This is a genomic window from Variovorax sp. 01N425, from assembly GCF_056399465.1.
Window position 1 is genome coordinate 24,500 of record NZ_JBFTRJ010000020.1, and the last position, 14,993, is coordinate 39,492.

Genomic DNA, 14,993 nt, shown 5'->3' on the forward strand with positions numbered 1-14,993 from the left:
CTTCATGCACACCCGCCATCAGCGCCGCGTCTGGCTCTTCGGCATCGCCTTGCTGGTGCTGGGCGGCGCGCTGGCGGTGCTCGGCCTGGGCATCGGCAGTACCGGCTTCGAAAGCCTGCGCGCGGCATGGCGCGATCCGGTGGCGCTGCGCATCGTCTGGGACATCCGGCTGCCGCGCACGCTGGGCGCGTGGCTCGCGGGCGCACTGCTCGGGCTCGCGGGCTCGGTGGCGCAGGGGCTGTTCCGCAATCCGCTGGCCGATCCTTATCTGCTGGGCAGCGCCTCGGGGGCTTCGCTCGGCGTGGCGGTGGCGCTGCTGCTGTTCGGCGGCTCGGCCGCCAGCACGCAATGGGCGATGCGCCTGGGGCTCACGGGCGCGGCCTTCGTGGGCGCGGTGCTCGCGGTGATGCTCACGCTGGTGCTCGCGCGCGGCGTGCAGCAGACGCTGCGGCTGCTGCTCGCGGGCGTGATCGTCGGCGTGGTGCTCGGCGCCGCCAAGGACCTGATCACCATCGCCTCGGCCGACATCCTGCAGGCCATCCAGGGCTTCATCCTCGGCAGCACAGGCCTGGTCGGCTGGAGCGCATGCGCGGTGATGGCCGCGGTCGGTGCGGTGTGCCTGCTGCTGGGCTGGGCGCTCGCGCCGGTGCTCGACGGCCTTGCGCTCGGCGAAGCGACGGCCCGCAGCCTCGGCCTGCCGCTGGGCGCGATGCGCGCCACGCTGGTGGTGGTGCTCGCGCTGGGCACCGGCGCAGCGGTGGCGCAGACCGGGCTCATCGCCTTCGTCGGCCTGGCCGCGCCGCACCTCGTGCGCTCGGTGGTCAAGACCACGCATGCCGGGTTGATCGTGCTGTCGGCCGCGATGGGCGGCCTGCTGCTGATGGCGGCCGACCTGCTGGCGCGCTGGCTCATCGCGCCGCAGGAACTGCCCGTGGGCGTGCTCACGGCGGTGCTCGGCGGCAGCTACCTGCTGTGGCTGATGCACAGGCGCAGCGCGCGGGGCGGGGTGGCATGAGCCAGGAGATCCCCGCACTCGAAGCCCGCGGCCTGGGCGCCACGCTCGGCAACACCGAGGTGCTGCACGGCATCGACCTGAAGCTCGGCGCGGCGCGCTGGACCAGCGTGGTCGGGCCGAACGGGGCGGGCAAGTCGACCCTGCTCAAGGCGCTCGCGGGCCTGCTCGCGCACCGCGGCGAAGTCTTTCTTTTTGGCGAACCGTCGGCCAGGGTGCCGGGCCGCCTTCGCGCGCAGCGCCTGTCGTGGCTGGGCCAGAGCGGCGCGGCGGGCGAGGGCAGTGCCGACGACCTGATGGTCTACGACATCGCCATGCTCGGCCGCCTGCCGCACCAGCGCTGGCTCGCGGCGCCGAGCCCGGCCGACCGCGCGGCGGTGGAGCGTGCCTTGCGCAGCACCCAAGCGTGGGACTGGCGCGAACGGCCGCTCGGACAGCTCTCGGGCGGCGAGCGCCAGCGCGTGCTGCTGGCGCGCGCGCTTGCGGTCGAGGCCGAGCTGCTGCTGATGGACGAGCCGCTCGCCAACCTCGACCCGCCGCACCAGGCCGACTGGATGCAGACCACGCGCGCCCTGGTGGCCGAAGGCCGCACCGTGGTCAGCGTGCTGCACGAACTGCCGATGGCGCTGGCCGCCGACGAGCTGGTGGTAATGAACCACGGCCGCGTGGTGCACCGCGGCGGCAGCAGCGACCCGGCCACCCACGCCGCGCTCGAACAGGTGTTCGACCACCGCATCCGCGTGCACCGCGTGGCCGAGCAGTGGATCGCGCTGCCGAACTGACCGCCCCCCATCAACACGGAGCCCGTCTCATGCAAATCGAAACTCCCCCCAGCGAGAAGCCGTACGACAAGGCCGAAGGCGAACGCCGCGGCATCGTCATCGTCAACACCGGCGACGGCAAGGGCAAGAGCACCGCGGCCTTCGGCCTCGCGCTGCGCGCGCACGGCCGCGGCAAGGCGGTGAAGATCTACCAGTTCATGAAGGTGCCTTCGGCGCGCTTCGGCGAGCACCGCATGTTCGAGCAGATCGGCATTCCGATCGAGGGGCTGGGCGACGGCTTCAGCTGGAAGAGCCAGGACCTCGAACACTCGGCCCAGCTCGCGCGCGATGGCTGGGAGAAAGCCAGGGCGGCCATTCTTTCGGGCGAGTTCTTCCTGGTGGTGCTCGACGAGATCACCTATCCGCTGATCTACGGCTGGCTGCCGCTCGAGGGCGTGCTCGAAACGCTGCGCACGCGGCCCAAGCACGTGCACGTGGTGCTCACGGGCCGGCGCTGCCCGCCCGAAATCGTCGAGCTGGCCGACACCGTGACCGAGATGGCCATGGTCAAGCACGCATTCAAGGCCGGCATTCCGGCGCAGCGCGGCATCGAGGACTGATTTCGATGTCGCAAGCCTTCGCGGCCGACGAGGTGAGGGCGGTGTACCGCGCCATCCATGAGCGGCGGGACATGCGTCACTTCGCAGGGGGGCAGGTGGCGCCCGAGTTGCTGCGCCGGCTGCTGGAAGGGGCGCACCACGCGCCCAGTGTCGGATTCATGCAGCCGTGGCGGTTCATTCGCGTTCGCGACGGTGCCTTGCGTCAGCGTCTGCACGATGTGATCGAGCGCGAACGCGTGCTGACGGCCCGCGCCCTCGGCGAGCGCGAAGACGCGTTCATGCGGCTCAAGGTGCAGGGCGTGCTCGATGCGGCCGAACTGCTGGCCGTGTCGCTGGCCGACGGCCGTGAGCGGCATGTGTTCGGCCGACGCACCTTGCCGCAGATGGACCTGGCCTCGGCGTCCTGCGCCATCCAGAACCTCTGGCTTGCGGCGCGTGCCGAAGGGCTGGGCATGGGCTGGGTCTCGCTGTTCGATCCCGCCGAGGTGTCGGCCCTGCTGGGCCTGCCCGAGGGGGCGGAGCCGATCGCGCTGCTGTGCCTGGGCCCGGTGCACGATTTCTACGAAGAGCCGATGCTGCAACGCGAACGCTGGGCCCGGCGCGAGCCCTTGTCGGCGCTGGTGTTCGACGAACGCTGGGGCCAGCCGTCGGACCTGTTTCCCACCCCGTCTTCGCGAGAATGACGGCTCCCATGCCCCCCTTTCCCCTCGAACACGCCCTGGCCGTCGTTGCCGCGCTGTGGCTTGCGCTTGCCATCGACTGCTGGCTGGGCGAGCCCGCTGCGTGCTGGCATCCGGTGGTGTGGATGGGGCAGTACCTCGGCTGGATCGGCTCGCGCATCGCACCGCCGGCGGCCAAGGCGAAGCCGCGCGACCTGCCGCTCTTCTTGATCGGGGCGCTGGCGTGGTGCGTGGGCGCGATGTGCGTGGGGGTGGTCGCCGCCGGCGTGCAGGCTGCGATGGTGCAATGGCTGCCCGCATGGGCGCTGGCGGTGGCGATGGCCTTTGCGCTGAAACCGCTTTTCGCGTGGCGCATGCTGCACGACGAAGTGCTCGCGGTCGAGGCGGCGCTGGGCGTTTCGCTCGATGCGGGGCGCGCGCAGCTGGGCCGGCTCGTCAGCCGCGATGTCTGCGCGCTCAGCGAGCGCGAGGTGCGCGAAAGCGCCATCGAATCATTGGCCGAGAACCTTAACGATTCGCTCGTGGCGCCGCTGTTCTGGTTCGTGCTACTGGGCTTGCCGGGCGCGGCGGTCTACCGCTTCGCCAACACGGCCGATGCGATGTGGGGCTACCGCGGCGAACGCAATGGCCGCGAGTGGAGCTGGTTCGGCAAGTGGGCCGCGCGCGCTGACGACCTGCTCTCGTGGCTGCCGGCGCGGCTCACGGCGCTGCTGCTTGCGCTTGCGGCATGGCGCTGGCCGCGCGGCGTGGCAGGCGAGGCGCGCCGCACGCCGTCGCCCAACAGCGGCTGGCCGATGGCGGCGATGGCACTGCTGCTCGGCGTGCGGCTTGCCAAGCCCGGCGTCTATGCCTTGAATGCCGAAGGACGGCCCGCCGATGCGGCCGATACGCAGCAGGCCGCGCGATGGGGCGGCAGGGCGGTGCTGGCCACGGCCGCTTGTGCATCATTGGCCATCTTCTTCGCGGCAACCGACTGGGCATGACACCGGAACACACGACATCCACCGGCCTGTTGCATGGCGGGCCCGACGCCATCGGCACCGCCTGGCACGATTTCTCGACCAACGGCAATGCCACGGGCTCATGCCCCGCTGTGCTTACCGCACTGCGTGCAGCCGATGCGGCGCACTACCCGGACCCGGGCTACACGGCGCTGCGCCGCGCATTGGCAGGCTTTCACGGCGTGGCCGCCGAACGCATCGTGATCGCGGCCAGTGCCAGCGAATTCATCCACCGCATCAGCGCCGCTTTTGCGCAGGGCGGCGGCCGGCAGGTGGTGCTGCCGGCGCACAGCTATGGCGACTACGAGCGCGCGGCATCGGCCTGGGGTTTGCAGGTGCTGCGGCCGCCAGCGCCGCATGACGGAGCAGCGCTGCGCTGGTGCTGCGAGCCGTCGAGCCCGCTGGGCCAGGCCGAGGCCAATCTCGCGCTGCACGCCGCGGCCGGCGGCCCCTGCGTGCTCGACCTGGCCTACGAAGCGCTGCGCCTCGAAGGCGCGGCATCGCTCGACGCGGCGCAGCGCAACCGTGTCTGGCAGCTGTGGACGCCCAACAAGGCCATGGGCCTGACCGGCATCCGCGCCGCCTATGCCATTGCGCCCGAAGGCGATGCCGCCGCATTGCTGAAGCAGCGCCTCGAGCGGCTGGCCCCCTCGTGGCCGGTGGGCGCGCATGGCGTGGCGCTGCTCGAAACCTGGATCGGCGAGCCCGCCCAAGCCTGGCTTGCCCGAAGCCTGCGCACCCTGCGCGAATGGAAGGCGCAGCAGCGCGCCCTTTGCGAATCGATGGGATGGCAGTGCCTGCCGAGCGAGGCCAACTTCTTTTGCGCGCGCACCGATGCGCCTTATCCGCAGCGGGCCGCCCGGCTGCGCGCCGAAGGCATCAAGCTGCGAGACTGTGCATCATTCGGCCTGCCGGGCCATGTGCGGCTCGGCGTGCTGCCGCCGCAGAGCCAGCAGGCGCTGAAAGAAGCCTGGACGCGCGCCGCGGCTTCGGCCGAACCTTGAAAGCCAGGACATCCGCATGCTCTACGCCATCACCACGCTCTTTCTTTGCCAACTGGCCGGCGAACTGCTCGTGCAGTGGCTGGGCTTGCCGATTCCCGGCCCGCTGATCGGCATGCTGCTGCTGTTCATCGTGCTGCTCGTGCGCGGCGGCGTGCCCGAGGCGCTGAACGAGACCTCGGGCCATCTGCTGCGCAACCTCATGCTGCTGTTCATTCCCGCGGTGACCGGCGTCATGCTGCATTTCGAACGGGTGGGGCGCGAATGGCTTCCGTTCCTTGCGGCGGGCATCGTGGGCGCGGCCTTCACCATGGCCGTGACCGCGCTCACCTTGCGCTGGATGATCCGCATCACCGGCAAGGATGCCGAATGACCCCGCCCGCCAAGCTGTCCGAGATCTGGGTCTTCCTGGCGCAGTCGCCGCTGCTGTGGCTGTCGCTCACGCTGCTGGCCTACCTGGGCGCGCTGTGGCTGCACCGGCGCAGCGGCGCCAACCCGGCGGTCAATCCGGTGCTGGTGTCGGTGGTTGTCATCGTGGGCGTGCTGCTCGCCACGCGCACGCCCTACGACACATATTTCGAAGGCGCCAAGTTCGTGCACTTCCTGATCGGGCCGGCCACCGTGGCACTGGCCGTGCCGCTGTATGGCCAGCTCGGTCGGCTGCGGCGCCTCTGGCTGCCGATCGGCGTGGCGCTGCTGGTGGGCTCGGCGGCGGCCATCGTGTCGGCCATCGGCATTGCCTGGGCGCTGGGCGGATCGCACGAGCTGCTGATGTCGCTCGCGCCCAAGTCGGCCACCATGCCGATCGCGATGGGCGTGGCCGAGAAGATCGGCGGGCTGCCGTCGCTGGCCGCGGTGGCGGCCGCCGTGGCGGGCATCTCGGGCGCGATCATGGCCACGGGTCTCCTGAACCTGCTGCGCATCAAGGAGCCCGCGGTGCGCGGCTTTGCCGTGGGCATGGCGGCGCACGGCATCGGCACCGCGCGGGCCATCCAGGTGAACGAAACGGCAGGCGCCTTCTCCGCGCTGGCGCTGGGGCTGAATGGCATCGCGACGGCGCTGCTGGTGCCGCTTTTGATCAGGCTCGCCGGCTTCTTCTGACGCAGAATGGCGCCTCCTCTTTTGGCTCTGGAGAGCAAGGCATGGCCCAGTACACCGCAGGAATCCTCTGGCAGCGAGGCGAGCAGGACTTCCTCGGCAACAGCTACAGCAGAAGGCATTCGCTGCGCTTCGATGGCGGCGCGGAAGTGCCGGGCTCCTCGTCGCCGCACGTGGTGCCGCTGCCGTTTTCCGATGCGGCGGCGGTCGATCCTGAAGAGGCCTTTGTCGCGTCGCTCTCGAGCTGCCACATGCTGTGGTTCCTCACCATGGCGGTGAAGCGCAAGTTCATTGTCGACCGCTACTTCGATGCGGCGAGCGGCGTCATGGAAAAGAACGCCGAGGGCAAGCTCGCGATGAACGTGGTCACGCTGCGTCCCGAGGTCACGTTCTCGGGCGAGAACCTGCCCACGCGCGAGCAGGTCGAGCACATGCACCACCGCGCGCACGAAGAGTGCTTCATCGCCAACTCGGTGAAGACCGAGGTGCGCTGCGAGCCGGTGTTCGCTCCGGCCGGTTGAGGCGCGTCAGGCGCAGTTCAGCGCCGCTGCAGCCGCGGGTTCTTCGCGAACAGCTCCGCCGCCCAGTCCACGAAGGCCCGCACCTTCGCGCTCAGGTGGCGGTTGGGCGGATAGACCACGTGGATCGGAAGCGGCTCGCGCTGCCAGTCGGGCAGCACCTCGATCAGCTCGCCGCTTGCGAGCAGCGGCTCGGCCATGAAGGTGATGCACTGCGAAATACCGAAGCCGCCGAGCACCGCCGCCATGTGGGCGTTGCTCTCGTTGACCGACACGCGGTAGGGCCCGTTGAGCTCGATGTATTCGTCGCCCTTCCTGAACTCGTGCGGATAGATGCGCCGCGTGGTGCCCGAAAAATAGCTCACCACGTGGTGGCGCTTCTCGATGTCGTTCGGATGCTGCGGAATGCCGTAGCGCTTGACGTAGGCGGGCGATGCCACGGTCACGAAGTGCAGCGTGCCGATGCGCCGGGCCACCAGCGACTGGTCGCTCAGTTCGCCGGCGCGGATCACGCAGTCGACGTTGTCGCTGATGAGGTCGACCGTGCGGTCGCTCACGCCCAGGTCGACCTGGATCTCGGGGTAGCGGTCGCAGAAGGTGGCCAGCGCGGGCAGGATGATCTGCCGCGCCACCGAGGTGCCGACGTCGATGCGCAGCCGCCCCGTCGGGTTGGCCTGCGCATTGGTCATGCTGGCTTCGATGTCGTCGAAGTCGTTCAAGAGGCGCGCGGCGCGTTCGTAGTAGGCCGCGCCGTCCGGCGTCACGGTCACTCGCCGCGTGGTGCGGTTGAGCAGCTTCACCCGCAGGCGCGATTCCAGCGCCTGGATCTGCTTGGTGACCGTCCCCTTGGGCAGGGCGAGCGAGTCCGCCGCCCGGGTGAACGTGCCCGCTTCCACCACGCGGACAAAGATCCGCATTGCCTGGATTTGATCCATTGATGACTGTTCCTGGGAGCCCGGCCATTGCCGGGAGGACGCGGATTCTCACACAAGGTGACAATCCCCGGCGTTTCCTGGATTGTTAGCTGTTTGGAAACAGAGTAGGGGCAGCTTGCCTGTTTAACGCCACACTGGCCGCCTTATATTTCGACTATCGCCAATCCTCCTGAGGTTGCCCCCATGTCACCGCGCCCATCGTCCCGCTCTGCCGAAGCCGCTGCTCTCGCCGCGGCGCAAGGCGTGGAAGCCGATCTGTCGATCGAGCTGCCCGGCCGCGAGCCCGTGGGCGCCCGGGTCTACGGACAGCGCCCGCGCGGCGAGACGGTGCCGCTGGTGCTGCACTTCCATGGCGGCACCTTCATCTGCGGCAACCTGGACAACGGGCGCAACGTGGCCCGGCTGCTGGCCGGCGCGGGCGCGGTGGTGGTGTCGGTGGACTATCCGCTGGCGCCCGAGTCGCCTTTCCCCGAGCCCATCGAAGTGGGCTATGCCGCGCTCGAATGGCTCTACAAGCAGCGCGTGAAGCTCGGCGGCAAGGGCGCCCAGGTGTACCTGGCCGGCGAAGAGGCCGGCGGCAACCTGGCCGCCGGGGTGGCGCTGATCGCCCGCGACCGGGCGCATCCGCCGCTGGCCGGGCAGATCCTGCTGTCGCCCATGCTCGACCCGTGCGCGGGCACCGCGTCGCTGCGCAAGGCCACCAACGACTCGGCCGAATGCCGCTGGGCCACGGGCTGGGAAAAGTACCTGAGCTGCCCGTCGAACGCGATGCACCCGTATGCGGTGCCGAGCGGGTCGCTGCGGCTGTCGTCCCTGGCGCCGGCCCTGGTGCTGGTGGGCCCCGACGACGCCATGCGCGACGAGGCAATGACCTTTGCCGGGCGCCTGCGCGCGGCCGGCATCGACGTCACCAGCAGCGTGCTGCCCGGCGCCGCCAACTGGCCCAGGGCGCTGTACGACCCCGAGCCCTCGGGCTGCAAGGCCTGCGAAGCCAGCGTGCAGCAGCACTTCCGCGAATTTTTCAGTGCCACCACGCCGCCCCCGGTAGCACCCAAGCCCAGCTAGGCGGGCCGGTCGCGGCAGCCCTCTGCTGACGACGCGACGCCGCCCCTCGGCCCACCGGTAACCCCGGTCATTTTCGAGTTCCGCCTCCTGGCGCCAAAAGCGCCGGGATGGCCTGTTGCATCCCAAGAAGTCATCGAGAAGGACGAACCATCATGTCGAACAACAAGCAAAACCTTTCTTCCGCCGCCCGCAAGGGCCTGTGGCCCGCAGTGACCGGCCTCACCGCACTGCTGGCGGTGGCCGCCGCGGTGCTCGGCATGCACAGCTTCAAGGCGGAGGCCACGGCACCGGCCGCGGCGCAGCAGGGCACGCCGGTCTCGGTGGCCACCGTGGCTTCGAGCGAGATCAATGCCTGGGACGAGTTCTCGGGCCGGCTCGAGGCGGTGCAGCGCGTCGACGTGCGCTCCCGCGTGGCGGGAGCCGTGCAGTCGGTGCACTTCCGCGAAGGCGCGCTGGTGAAGCAGGGCGACCTGCTGATCACCATCGACCCCGCGCCGTACGCGGCCGAGGTGGAGCGCGCCGAAGCGCAGGTGGCCTCGGCCCAGGCCCGCCAGGCCTTCAGCCGCAGCGAGCAGGAGCGCGCCAAGCGCCTGTGGGACCAGCAGGCCATCGCCCAGCGCGAATACGACGAGCGCGTGAACGCCGCCCGTGAAGCCGAAGCCAACCTGCGCGCCGCGCAAGCGTCGCTGCAGTCGGCGCGGCTGAACCTGGGCTACACCCAGGTGCGGGCGCCGGTGGCGGGCCGCATCGGCAAGCTCGAAGTGACGATGGGCAACCTGGTGGCCGCCGGCCCCGGCGCGCCGGTGCTGACCACGCTGGTGTCGGTGAGCCCGATCTACGCGAGCTTCGATGCCGACGAGCAGGTGATCACGCGGGCCCTGAAGGACCTGCCGAGCGGCGCCAGCGCCCGCGGCCAGATCGAGAGCATTCCCGTGCAGATGGGCACCGCCGGCCTCGAAGGCACGCCCTTCACCGGCAAGCTGCAGCTGATCGACAACCAGGTCGATGCGCGCAGCGGCACAGTGCGTGTGCGGGCCTCGTTCGACAACAAGGACGGCGCCCTCATTCCGGGCCAGTTCGCCCGCATCCGCATGGGCCAGGCGCGCAGCGACTCGGCCCTGCTGGTGAGCGAGCGCGCCATCGGCACCGACCAGAACAAGAAGTTCGTGATGGTGGTGGGCGAGGACAACAAGGCCACGTACCGCGAAGTCACGCTCGGCGCATCGATCAACGGGCTGCGCGTGGTGAGCAAGGGCCTGAAGGCCGGCGACCGCGTGGTGGTCAACGGCCTGCAGCACATCCGCCCCGGTGCGCTGGTGGTGCCGCAGACCGTGACGATGGACGCCAAGGCCGACACCAAGCAACAACAACCGGAACGCGTCGCGGAAGCCGCGAAGTCCTGAACTCGGTGGGGAGCGCATTTGCGCTCGCCGGAGAAACAACATGAATCTCTCTAAATTCTTCATCGACCGGCCGATCTTTGCCGGCGTGCTGTCGCTATTGATCCTGATAGCCGGCCTGATCGCGCTGCGCGGGCTGCCGATCTCGGAGTACCCGGAAGTTGCGCCGCCCTCGGTGGTGGTGCGCGCCCAGTACCCGGGCGCCAACCCGAAGGTGATCGCCGAAACCGTGGCCACGCCGCTCGAAGAGCAGATCAACGGCGTCGAGGGCATGCTCTACATGGGCAGCCAGGCCACCACCGACGGCGTGCTGACGCTCACCGTCACCTTCCGCCTCGGTACCGACCCGGACAAGGCGCAGCAGCTGGTGCAGAACCGCGTCTCGCAAGCCGAGCCGCGCCTGCCGGAGGAAGTGCGCCGCCTCGGCATCACGACCGTCAAGAGCGCGCCCGACCTGACGATGGTGGTCCACCTCGTCTCGCCGAACAACCGCTACGACATCAACTACCTGCGCAACTACGCTGTGTTGAACGTGAAAGACCCGCTCGCGCGCATCGAAGGCGTGGGCCAGGTGCAGATCTTCGGCGGCGGCGACTACTCGATGCGCGTCTGGCTCGACCCGCAGAAGGTCGCGCAGCGCGGCCTCTCGGCGAGCGACGTGGTGGCTGCCATCCGCGGCCAGAACGTGCAGGCCGCGGCCGGCGTGGTCGGCGCTTCGCCGGGCCTGTCGGGCGTGGACATGCAGCTCTCGATCAATGCGCAAGGGCGCCTGCAGAGCGAGGAAGAGTTTGGCGACATCATCGTCAAGAGCGGCACCGACGGCGCCGTGACGCGCCTGCGCGACATCGGCCGCCTCGAGATGGGCGCCGCCGACTACTCGCTGCGTTCGCTCCTGAACAACGACCCGGCCGTCGGCATGGGCGTGTTCCAGGCACCGGGCTCCAACGCGCTCGATATTTCGTCGAACGTGCGCAAGACGATGGCCGAGCTCAACAAGAACATGCCCGAAGGGCTGGAGTACCGCATCGCCTACGACCCGACGCAGTTCGTGCGCGCATCGATCGAATCGGTGATCCACACGCTGCTCGAAGCCATCCTGCTGGTGGTGCTGGTCGTGATCCTGTTCCTGCAGACCTGGCGCGCGTCGATCATTCCGCTTTTGGCCGTGCCGGTGTCGGTGATCGGCACCTTCGCGGTGCTGCATGTCCTGGGCTTCTCGATCAATGCGCTGAGCCTGTTCGGGCTGGTGCTGGCGATCGGCATCGTGGTGGACGACGCCATCGTGGTGGTGGAGAACGTCGAGCGCAACATCGAGGCGGGGCTCACGCCGCGTGAAGCCACCTACCGTGCGATGCGCGAAGTGTCCGGCCCCATCATCGCTATCGCGCTGGTGCTGGTGGCCGTGTTCGTGCCGCTGGCCTTCATCAGCGGCCTCACGGGGCAGTTCTACCGCCAGTTCGCGGTGACGATTGCGATCTCGACGGTGATCTCGGCGATCAACTCGCTCACGCTGTCGCCCGCGCTCGCCGCCTTGCTGCTGCGCGGCCATGACCAGCCCAAGGACGCATTGACGCGCGGCATGGACAAGGCCTTCGGCTGGCTGTTCCGCGGCTTCAACAAGCTCTTCAGCCGTGGCGCGGAAGCCTACAGCGGCGGCGTCAAGGGCGTGATCTCGCGCAAGACGCTGATGCTGGTGATCTACCTCGCGCTGATCGGCGTGACCTTCGGCCTGTTCAAGGCCGTGCCCAGCGGCTTCGTGCCGGCGCAGGACAAGCAGTACCTGATCGGCTTTGCCCAACTGCCCGACGGCGCCACGCTCGACCGCACCGACGAAGTGATCCAGCGCATGGGCGAGATCATGAAGAAGAACCCGAACGTGGAAGACGCCATCGCCTTCCCGGGCCTGTCGATCAACGGCTTCACCAACAGCTCGAACTCGGGCATCGTGTTTGCCACGCTCAAGCCCTTCGACCAGCGCAAGCGCGCCGACCAGAGCGGCGGTGCGGTGGCCGGGCAGCTCAACGGCGCCTTCGCCAGCATCCAGGACGCCTTCATCGTGATGTTCCCGCCGCCGCCGGTGGCGGGCCTGGGCACCACGGGCGGCTTCAAGCTGCAGATCGAAGACCGCGCCTCGGTCGGCTACGACCAGATGGACGCGGCGGTGAAGGCCTTCATGGCCAAGGCCTATGCCGCGCCGGAGCTCACGGGCATGTTCACGAGCTGGCAGGTCAACGTGCCGCAGCTGTATGCGGACATCGACCGCACCAAGGCGCGCCAGCTCGGCGTGCCGGTGACGGACATCTTCGACACCATGCAGATCTACCTCGGCAGCCTGTATGCGAACGACTTCAACAAGTTCGGCCGCACCTACAGCGTGCGCGTGCAGGCCGATGCGCCGTACCGCGCCCGCGCCGAAGACGTGGGCATGCTGAAGGTGCGCTCGACCACGGGCGAGATGGTGCCGCTGTCGGCGCTGATGAAGGTCAATTCGACCTTCGGGCCGGAACGCGCCATGCGCTACAACGGCTACCTGGCGGCCGACATCAACGGCGGCCCGGCCCCCGGCTATTCGTCGGGCCAGGCGCAGGACGCGATCACCAAGATCGCGGCCGAGACGCTGCCCAAGGGCGTGAGCTTCGAGTGGACCGAGCTGACCTACCAGGAAATCCTGGCCGGCAACTCCGCCTTCCTGGTGTTCCCGCTGGCCATCCTGCTGGTGTTCCTGGTGCTGGCCGCGCAGTACGAGAGCCTGACGCTGCCGATCGCCATCATCCTGATCGTGCCCATGGGCATCCTGGCCGCGATGACCGGCGTATGGATATCGGGGGGTGACAACAACGTCTTCACGCAGATCGGCTTGATCGTGCTGGTGGGGCTGAGTGCGAAGAACGCGATTTTGATCGTGGAGTTTGCGCGCGAGCTCGAGTTTGCCGGCAGAACGCCCATACAAGCGGCGATCGAAGCCAGCCGCCTGCGCCTGCGCCCGATCCTCATGACCTCGCTGGCCTTCGTGATGGGTGTGCTGCCCCTCGTGCTGTCGACCGGCGCGGGCTCGGAGATGCGCAAGGCCATGGGCGTGGCGGTGTTCGCCGGGATGATCGGCGTGACGGCCTTCGGCCTGTTCCTGACGCCGGTGTTCTATGTGCTGCTGCGCCGCCTGGCGGGCAACCGCGCGCTCAAGCTGCATGGCGAAGTGCCGCATGGCGAGGAGTTTGTCTCGGCGGGCCATCCGGTCGCTGCGGCACCCTCGTCGCACGGTGGTTCGGGCGGCGGCGGGCTGCACCCGGTGCCGGCCTCGCCGCGTCCTTCGCATGACTGATCGCCTGGTCGATCAAGAAGAAAGTTCATCATCATGAAATTCGCATTTCAACCCTGGGCCCGCACTGCCTTGCTGCCGCTGGTCGCAGCCCTGGCGCTGGCCGGCTGCGCGAGCGTGCCCTCGGGCGTGCCCGAGATCCAGACCACTGCCGAGTTCAAGGAGCAGGGCGCCGCCCCGCCCGCGGGCTGGACGCGTGCCGTGCCCTCCGAAGCGCAGGCGCGCGGCGCCTGGTGGCTGGCGTTCAACGACCCGGTGCTCAATGCGCTGGTCGAGAAGGCCGACGTCAGCAACAACAACATCCAGGCCGCGGCGGCGCGGCTGGCCGAGGCCCGCGCGCTGGCGCGCAGCGCCAATGCCGACCGCATGCCGCAGATCGGCCTGGGCGCGGGCGCCAACCGCGGCGCCGGCCTCGACAAGGCCACGGCCAGCACCCGGCCGGCCACCATGACCAACATCGGCGCCACCTTCTCGTACGAGGTCGACCTGTTCGGCCGCCTCTCGGGCGCGAGCAATGCGGCCAAGCTCGATGCGCAGAGCCGCGAGGCCCTGCTGCAGAGCACGCGCCTCGCGGTGCAGGCCGAAGTGGCCCAGACCTACCTGCAGCTGCGTGCGCTCGACGCCGAGCGCGCGCTGGTGCGCGAGCAGGTCGAGGCCTACCGCGACACGCTGCGCCTCTCGCAGCGCCGCCAGCAGGCCGGCGACATCGCCGAGCTCGACGTGGCGCGCGTGCAGACCGAGGTCTCGTCCACCGAGTCGGACGCGCTCGCGCTCGACCGGCAGCGCGCCCAGGTCGAGCATGCGCTCGCGGTGCTGGTGGGCGACTCGGCCTCGAGCTTCGGCCTGCGCACCGACGACTGGGCCACCGCGCTGCCGTCCGTGCCGCCCGGCGTGCCGGCCACGGTGCTCACGCGCCGCCCCGACGTCTCGGCCGCGCAGAACGCGGTGCTCGCGGCGCAGGCCCGCGTGGGCGTGGCGCAGGCGGCGTGGTTCCCGGACATCTCGCTGACCGGCGCGGCCGGCTATGCATCGCCCGAGATCGGCGACCTGTTCAAGTGGTCGGCCCGCTCGTGGGGCGTGGGTGCGCTGCTCTCGCTGCCGATCTTCGACGGCGGCCGCCGCGAAGCCGGCGTGCAGGGTGCCAATGCCCAGCTCGACGGCGCGCTCGCGAACTACCGCAACCAGGTGCTGGTGGCGTTCCAGGAGGTCGAAGACCAGCTGTCCGCGATCCGCATCCTGCAGGAGCAGTCGGCGGTGCAGGCGCAGGCCGTCACCTCGGCGCAGCGCGCGACCAGCCTGTCGGACACGCGCTACCGCAACGGCTACATCAGCCAGCTCGACCTGCTCGACGCCCGCCGCAGCGAATTGCGCAACCGGCGCCAGGCGCTGCAGGTGAAGTCGGCGCAGTACCAGGCGGCCGTGGGGCTGATCCGCGCCATCGGCGGCGGCTGGGAGGTGCCGGCGGCCACCGCAAAGGCGCCGCCCCAGGACGGGGCAGCCGCGGTACAGACCGCGGCGCGCTGAAAGAAAAACCAAGGGGCGCAAGCCCCTTTTTCTTTGCCTCTTCGCGGCTGCCGCAAGAGGGC

General features: G+C 69.5%; 14 protein-coding genes. 13 read left to right on the forward strand and 1 reads right to left on the reverse strand.

Going from position 1 to position 14,993, the window contains the following annotated elements; all coding sequences use genetic code 11:
* Positions 1-4: 4 nt before the first annotated feature.
* From AC1DSC_RS28200 to AC1DSC_RS28240, 9 genes are read left to right on the forward strand one after another with little or no spacing between them, the layout of a single operon-like run.
* Positions 5-1,015, forward strand: coding sequence for a FecCD family ABC transporter permease (locus AC1DSC_RS28200; RefSeq protein ID WP_012747660.1), 1,011 nt, complete (start codon positions 5-7; stop codon positions 1,013-1,015).
* On the forward strand, positions 1,012-1,794 hold the full coding sequence (locus AC1DSC_RS28205; protein WP_012747661.1) for an ABC transporter ATP-binding protein: 783 nt from the start codon (positions 1,012-1,014) through the stop codon (positions 1,792-1,794). The genes AC1DSC_RS28200 and AC1DSC_RS28205 overlap by 4 nt, the downstream gene beginning before the upstream one ends.
* A gap of 29 nt (positions 1,795-1,823) precedes the next feature.
* On the forward strand, positions 1,824-2,393 hold the full coding sequence (gene cobO, locus AC1DSC_RS28210) for a cob(I)yrinic acid a,c-diamide adenosyltransferase (protein ID WP_012747662.1): 570 nt from the start codon (positions 1,824-1,826) through the stop codon (positions 2,391-2,393).
* Between the two features lie 5 nt (positions 2,394-2,398).
* Positions 2,399-3,076, forward strand: a complete 678-nt coding sequence (gene bluB / locus AC1DSC_RS28215) for a 5,6-dimethylbenzimidazole synthase (protein ID WP_012747663.1) — start codon at positions 2,399-2,401, stop codon at positions 3,074-3,076.
* A gap of 8 nt (positions 3,077-3,084) precedes the next feature.
* Positions 3,085-4,056 (forward strand): adenosylcobinamide-phosphate synthase CbiB, encoded by a 972-nt coding sequence (gene cbiB, locus AC1DSC_RS28220; RefSeq protein ID WP_436287696.1) that lies wholly within the window; start codon positions 3,085-3,087, stop codon positions 4,054-4,056.
* Entirely contained in the window at positions 4,053-5,078 is a 1,026-nt protein-coding gene (locus tag AC1DSC_RS28225; RefSeq protein ID WP_012747665.1) for an aminotransferase class I/II-fold pyridoxal phosphate-dependent enzyme, read from the forward strand. The genes cbiB and AC1DSC_RS28225 overlap by 4 nt, the downstream gene beginning before the upstream one ends.
* Positions 5,079-5,094: 16 nt before the next feature.
* Entirely contained in the window at positions 5,095-5,448 is a 354-nt protein-coding gene (locus tag AC1DSC_RS28230; RefSeq protein ID WP_012747666.1) for a CidA/LrgA family protein, read from the forward strand.
* The gene (locus AC1DSC_RS28235) at positions 5,445-6,176 is read left to right on the forward strand and encodes an LrgB family protein (RefSeq protein WP_012747667.1); all 732 of its coding nucleotides are present in this window, start codon (positions 5,445-5,447) and stop codon (positions 6,174-6,176) included. The genes AC1DSC_RS28230 and AC1DSC_RS28235 overlap by 4 nt, the downstream gene beginning before the upstream one ends.
* A gap of 41 nt (positions 6,177-6,217) precedes the next feature.
* Positions 6,218-6,694, forward strand: a complete 477-nt coding sequence (locus tag AC1DSC_RS28240; protein ID WP_369664461.1) for an OsmC family protein — start codon at positions 6,218-6,220, stop codon at positions 6,692-6,694.
* 17 nt (positions 6,695-6,711) lie between these two features.
* On the opposite strand, the gene AC1DSC_RS28245 is transcribed toward AC1DSC_RS28240, so the two are convergent.
* Complete coding sequence (locus AC1DSC_RS28245; RefSeq protein WP_012747669.1) at positions 6,712-7,626, reverse strand: LysR family transcriptional regulator; 915 nt, start codon at positions 7,624-7,626, stop codon at positions 6,712-6,714.
* A gap of 183 nt (positions 7,627-7,809) precedes the next feature.
* Here AC1DSC_RS28245 and AC1DSC_RS28250 point away from each other — a divergent pair, with 183 nt between their 5' ends.
* From AC1DSC_RS28250 to AC1DSC_RS28265, 4 genes are all read left to right on the forward strand, one after another.
* On the forward strand, positions 7,810-8,691 hold the full coding sequence (locus AC1DSC_RS28250) for an alpha/beta hydrolase (protein ID WP_012747670.1): 882 nt from the start codon (positions 7,810-7,812) through the stop codon (positions 8,689-8,691).
* Between the two features lie 152 nt (positions 8,692-8,843).
* Positions 8,844-10,094, forward strand: a complete 1,251-nt coding sequence (locus tag AC1DSC_RS28255) for an efflux RND transporter periplasmic adaptor subunit (RefSeq protein WP_012747671.1) — start codon at positions 8,844-8,846, stop codon at positions 10,092-10,094.
* 40 nt (positions 10,095-10,134) lie between these two features.
* Positions 10,135-13,410: an efflux RND transporter permease subunit gene (locus tag AC1DSC_RS28260; RefSeq protein ID WP_012747672.1), complete on the forward strand. Its 3,276-nt coding sequence runs from the start codon at positions 10,135-10,137 to the stop codon at positions 13,408-13,410.
* 33 nt (positions 13,411-13,443) lie between these two features.
* Positions 13,444-14,931, forward strand: coding sequence for an efflux transporter outer membrane subunit (locus AC1DSC_RS28265; RefSeq protein WP_012747673.1), 1,488 nt, complete (start codon positions 13,444-13,446; stop codon positions 14,929-14,931).
* Positions 14,932-14,993: the final 62 nt, after the last annotated feature.

Bases quoted from the DNA above. Each gene is read 5' to 3' on its own strand.
- AC1DSC_RS28200 (WP_012747660.1), top strand. From the start codon at position 5: ATGCACACCCGCCATCAGCGCCGCGTCTGGCTCTTCGGCATCGCCTTG.
- AC1DSC_RS28205 (WP_012747661.1), top strand. From the start codon at position 1,012: ATGAGCCAGGAGATCCCCGCACTCGAAGCCCGCGGCCTGGGCGCCACG.
- cobO (WP_012747662.1), top strand. From the start codon at position 1,824: ATGCAAATCGAAACTCCCCCCAGCGAGAAGCCGTACGACAAGGCCGAA.
- bluB (WP_012747663.1), top strand. From the start codon at position 2,399: ATGTCGCAAGCCTTCGCGGCCGACGAGGTGAGGGCGGTGTACCGCGCC.
- cbiB (WP_436287696.1), top strand. From the start codon at position 3,085: ATGCCCCCCTTTCCCCTCGAACACGCCCTGGCCGTCGTTGCCGCGCTG.
- AC1DSC_RS28225 (WP_012747665.1), top strand. From the start codon at position 4,053: ATGACACCGGAACACACGACATCCACCGGCCTGTTGCATGGCGGGCCC.
- AC1DSC_RS28230 (WP_012747666.1), top strand. From the start codon at position 5,095: ATGCTCTACGCCATCACCACGCTCTTTCTTTGCCAACTGGCCGGCGAA.
- AC1DSC_RS28235 (WP_012747667.1), top strand. From the start codon at position 5,445: ATGACCCCGCCCGCCAAGCTGTCCGAGATCTGGGTCTTCCTGGCGCAG.
- AC1DSC_RS28240 (WP_369664461.1), top strand. From the start codon at position 6,218: ATGGCCCAGTACACCGCAGGAATCCTCTGGCAGCGAGGCGAGCAGGAC.
- AC1DSC_RS28245 (WP_012747669.1), bottom strand. From the start codon at position 7,626: ATGGATCAAATCCAGGCAATGCGGATCTTTGTCCGCGTGGTGGAAGCG.
- AC1DSC_RS28250 (WP_012747670.1), top strand. From the start codon at position 7,810: ATGTCACCGCGCCCATCGTCCCGCTCTGCCGAAGCCGCTGCTCTCGCC.
- AC1DSC_RS28255 (WP_012747671.1), top strand. From the start codon at position 8,844: ATGTCGAACAACAAGCAAAACCTTTCTTCCGCCGCCCGCAAGGGCCTG.
- AC1DSC_RS28260 (WP_012747672.1), top strand. From the start codon at position 10,135: ATGAATCTCTCTAAATTCTTCATCGACCGGCCGATCTTTGCCGGCGTG.
- AC1DSC_RS28265 (WP_012747673.1), top strand. From the start codon at position 13,444: ATGAAATTCGCATTTCAACCCTGGGCCCGCACTGCCTTGCTGCCGCTG.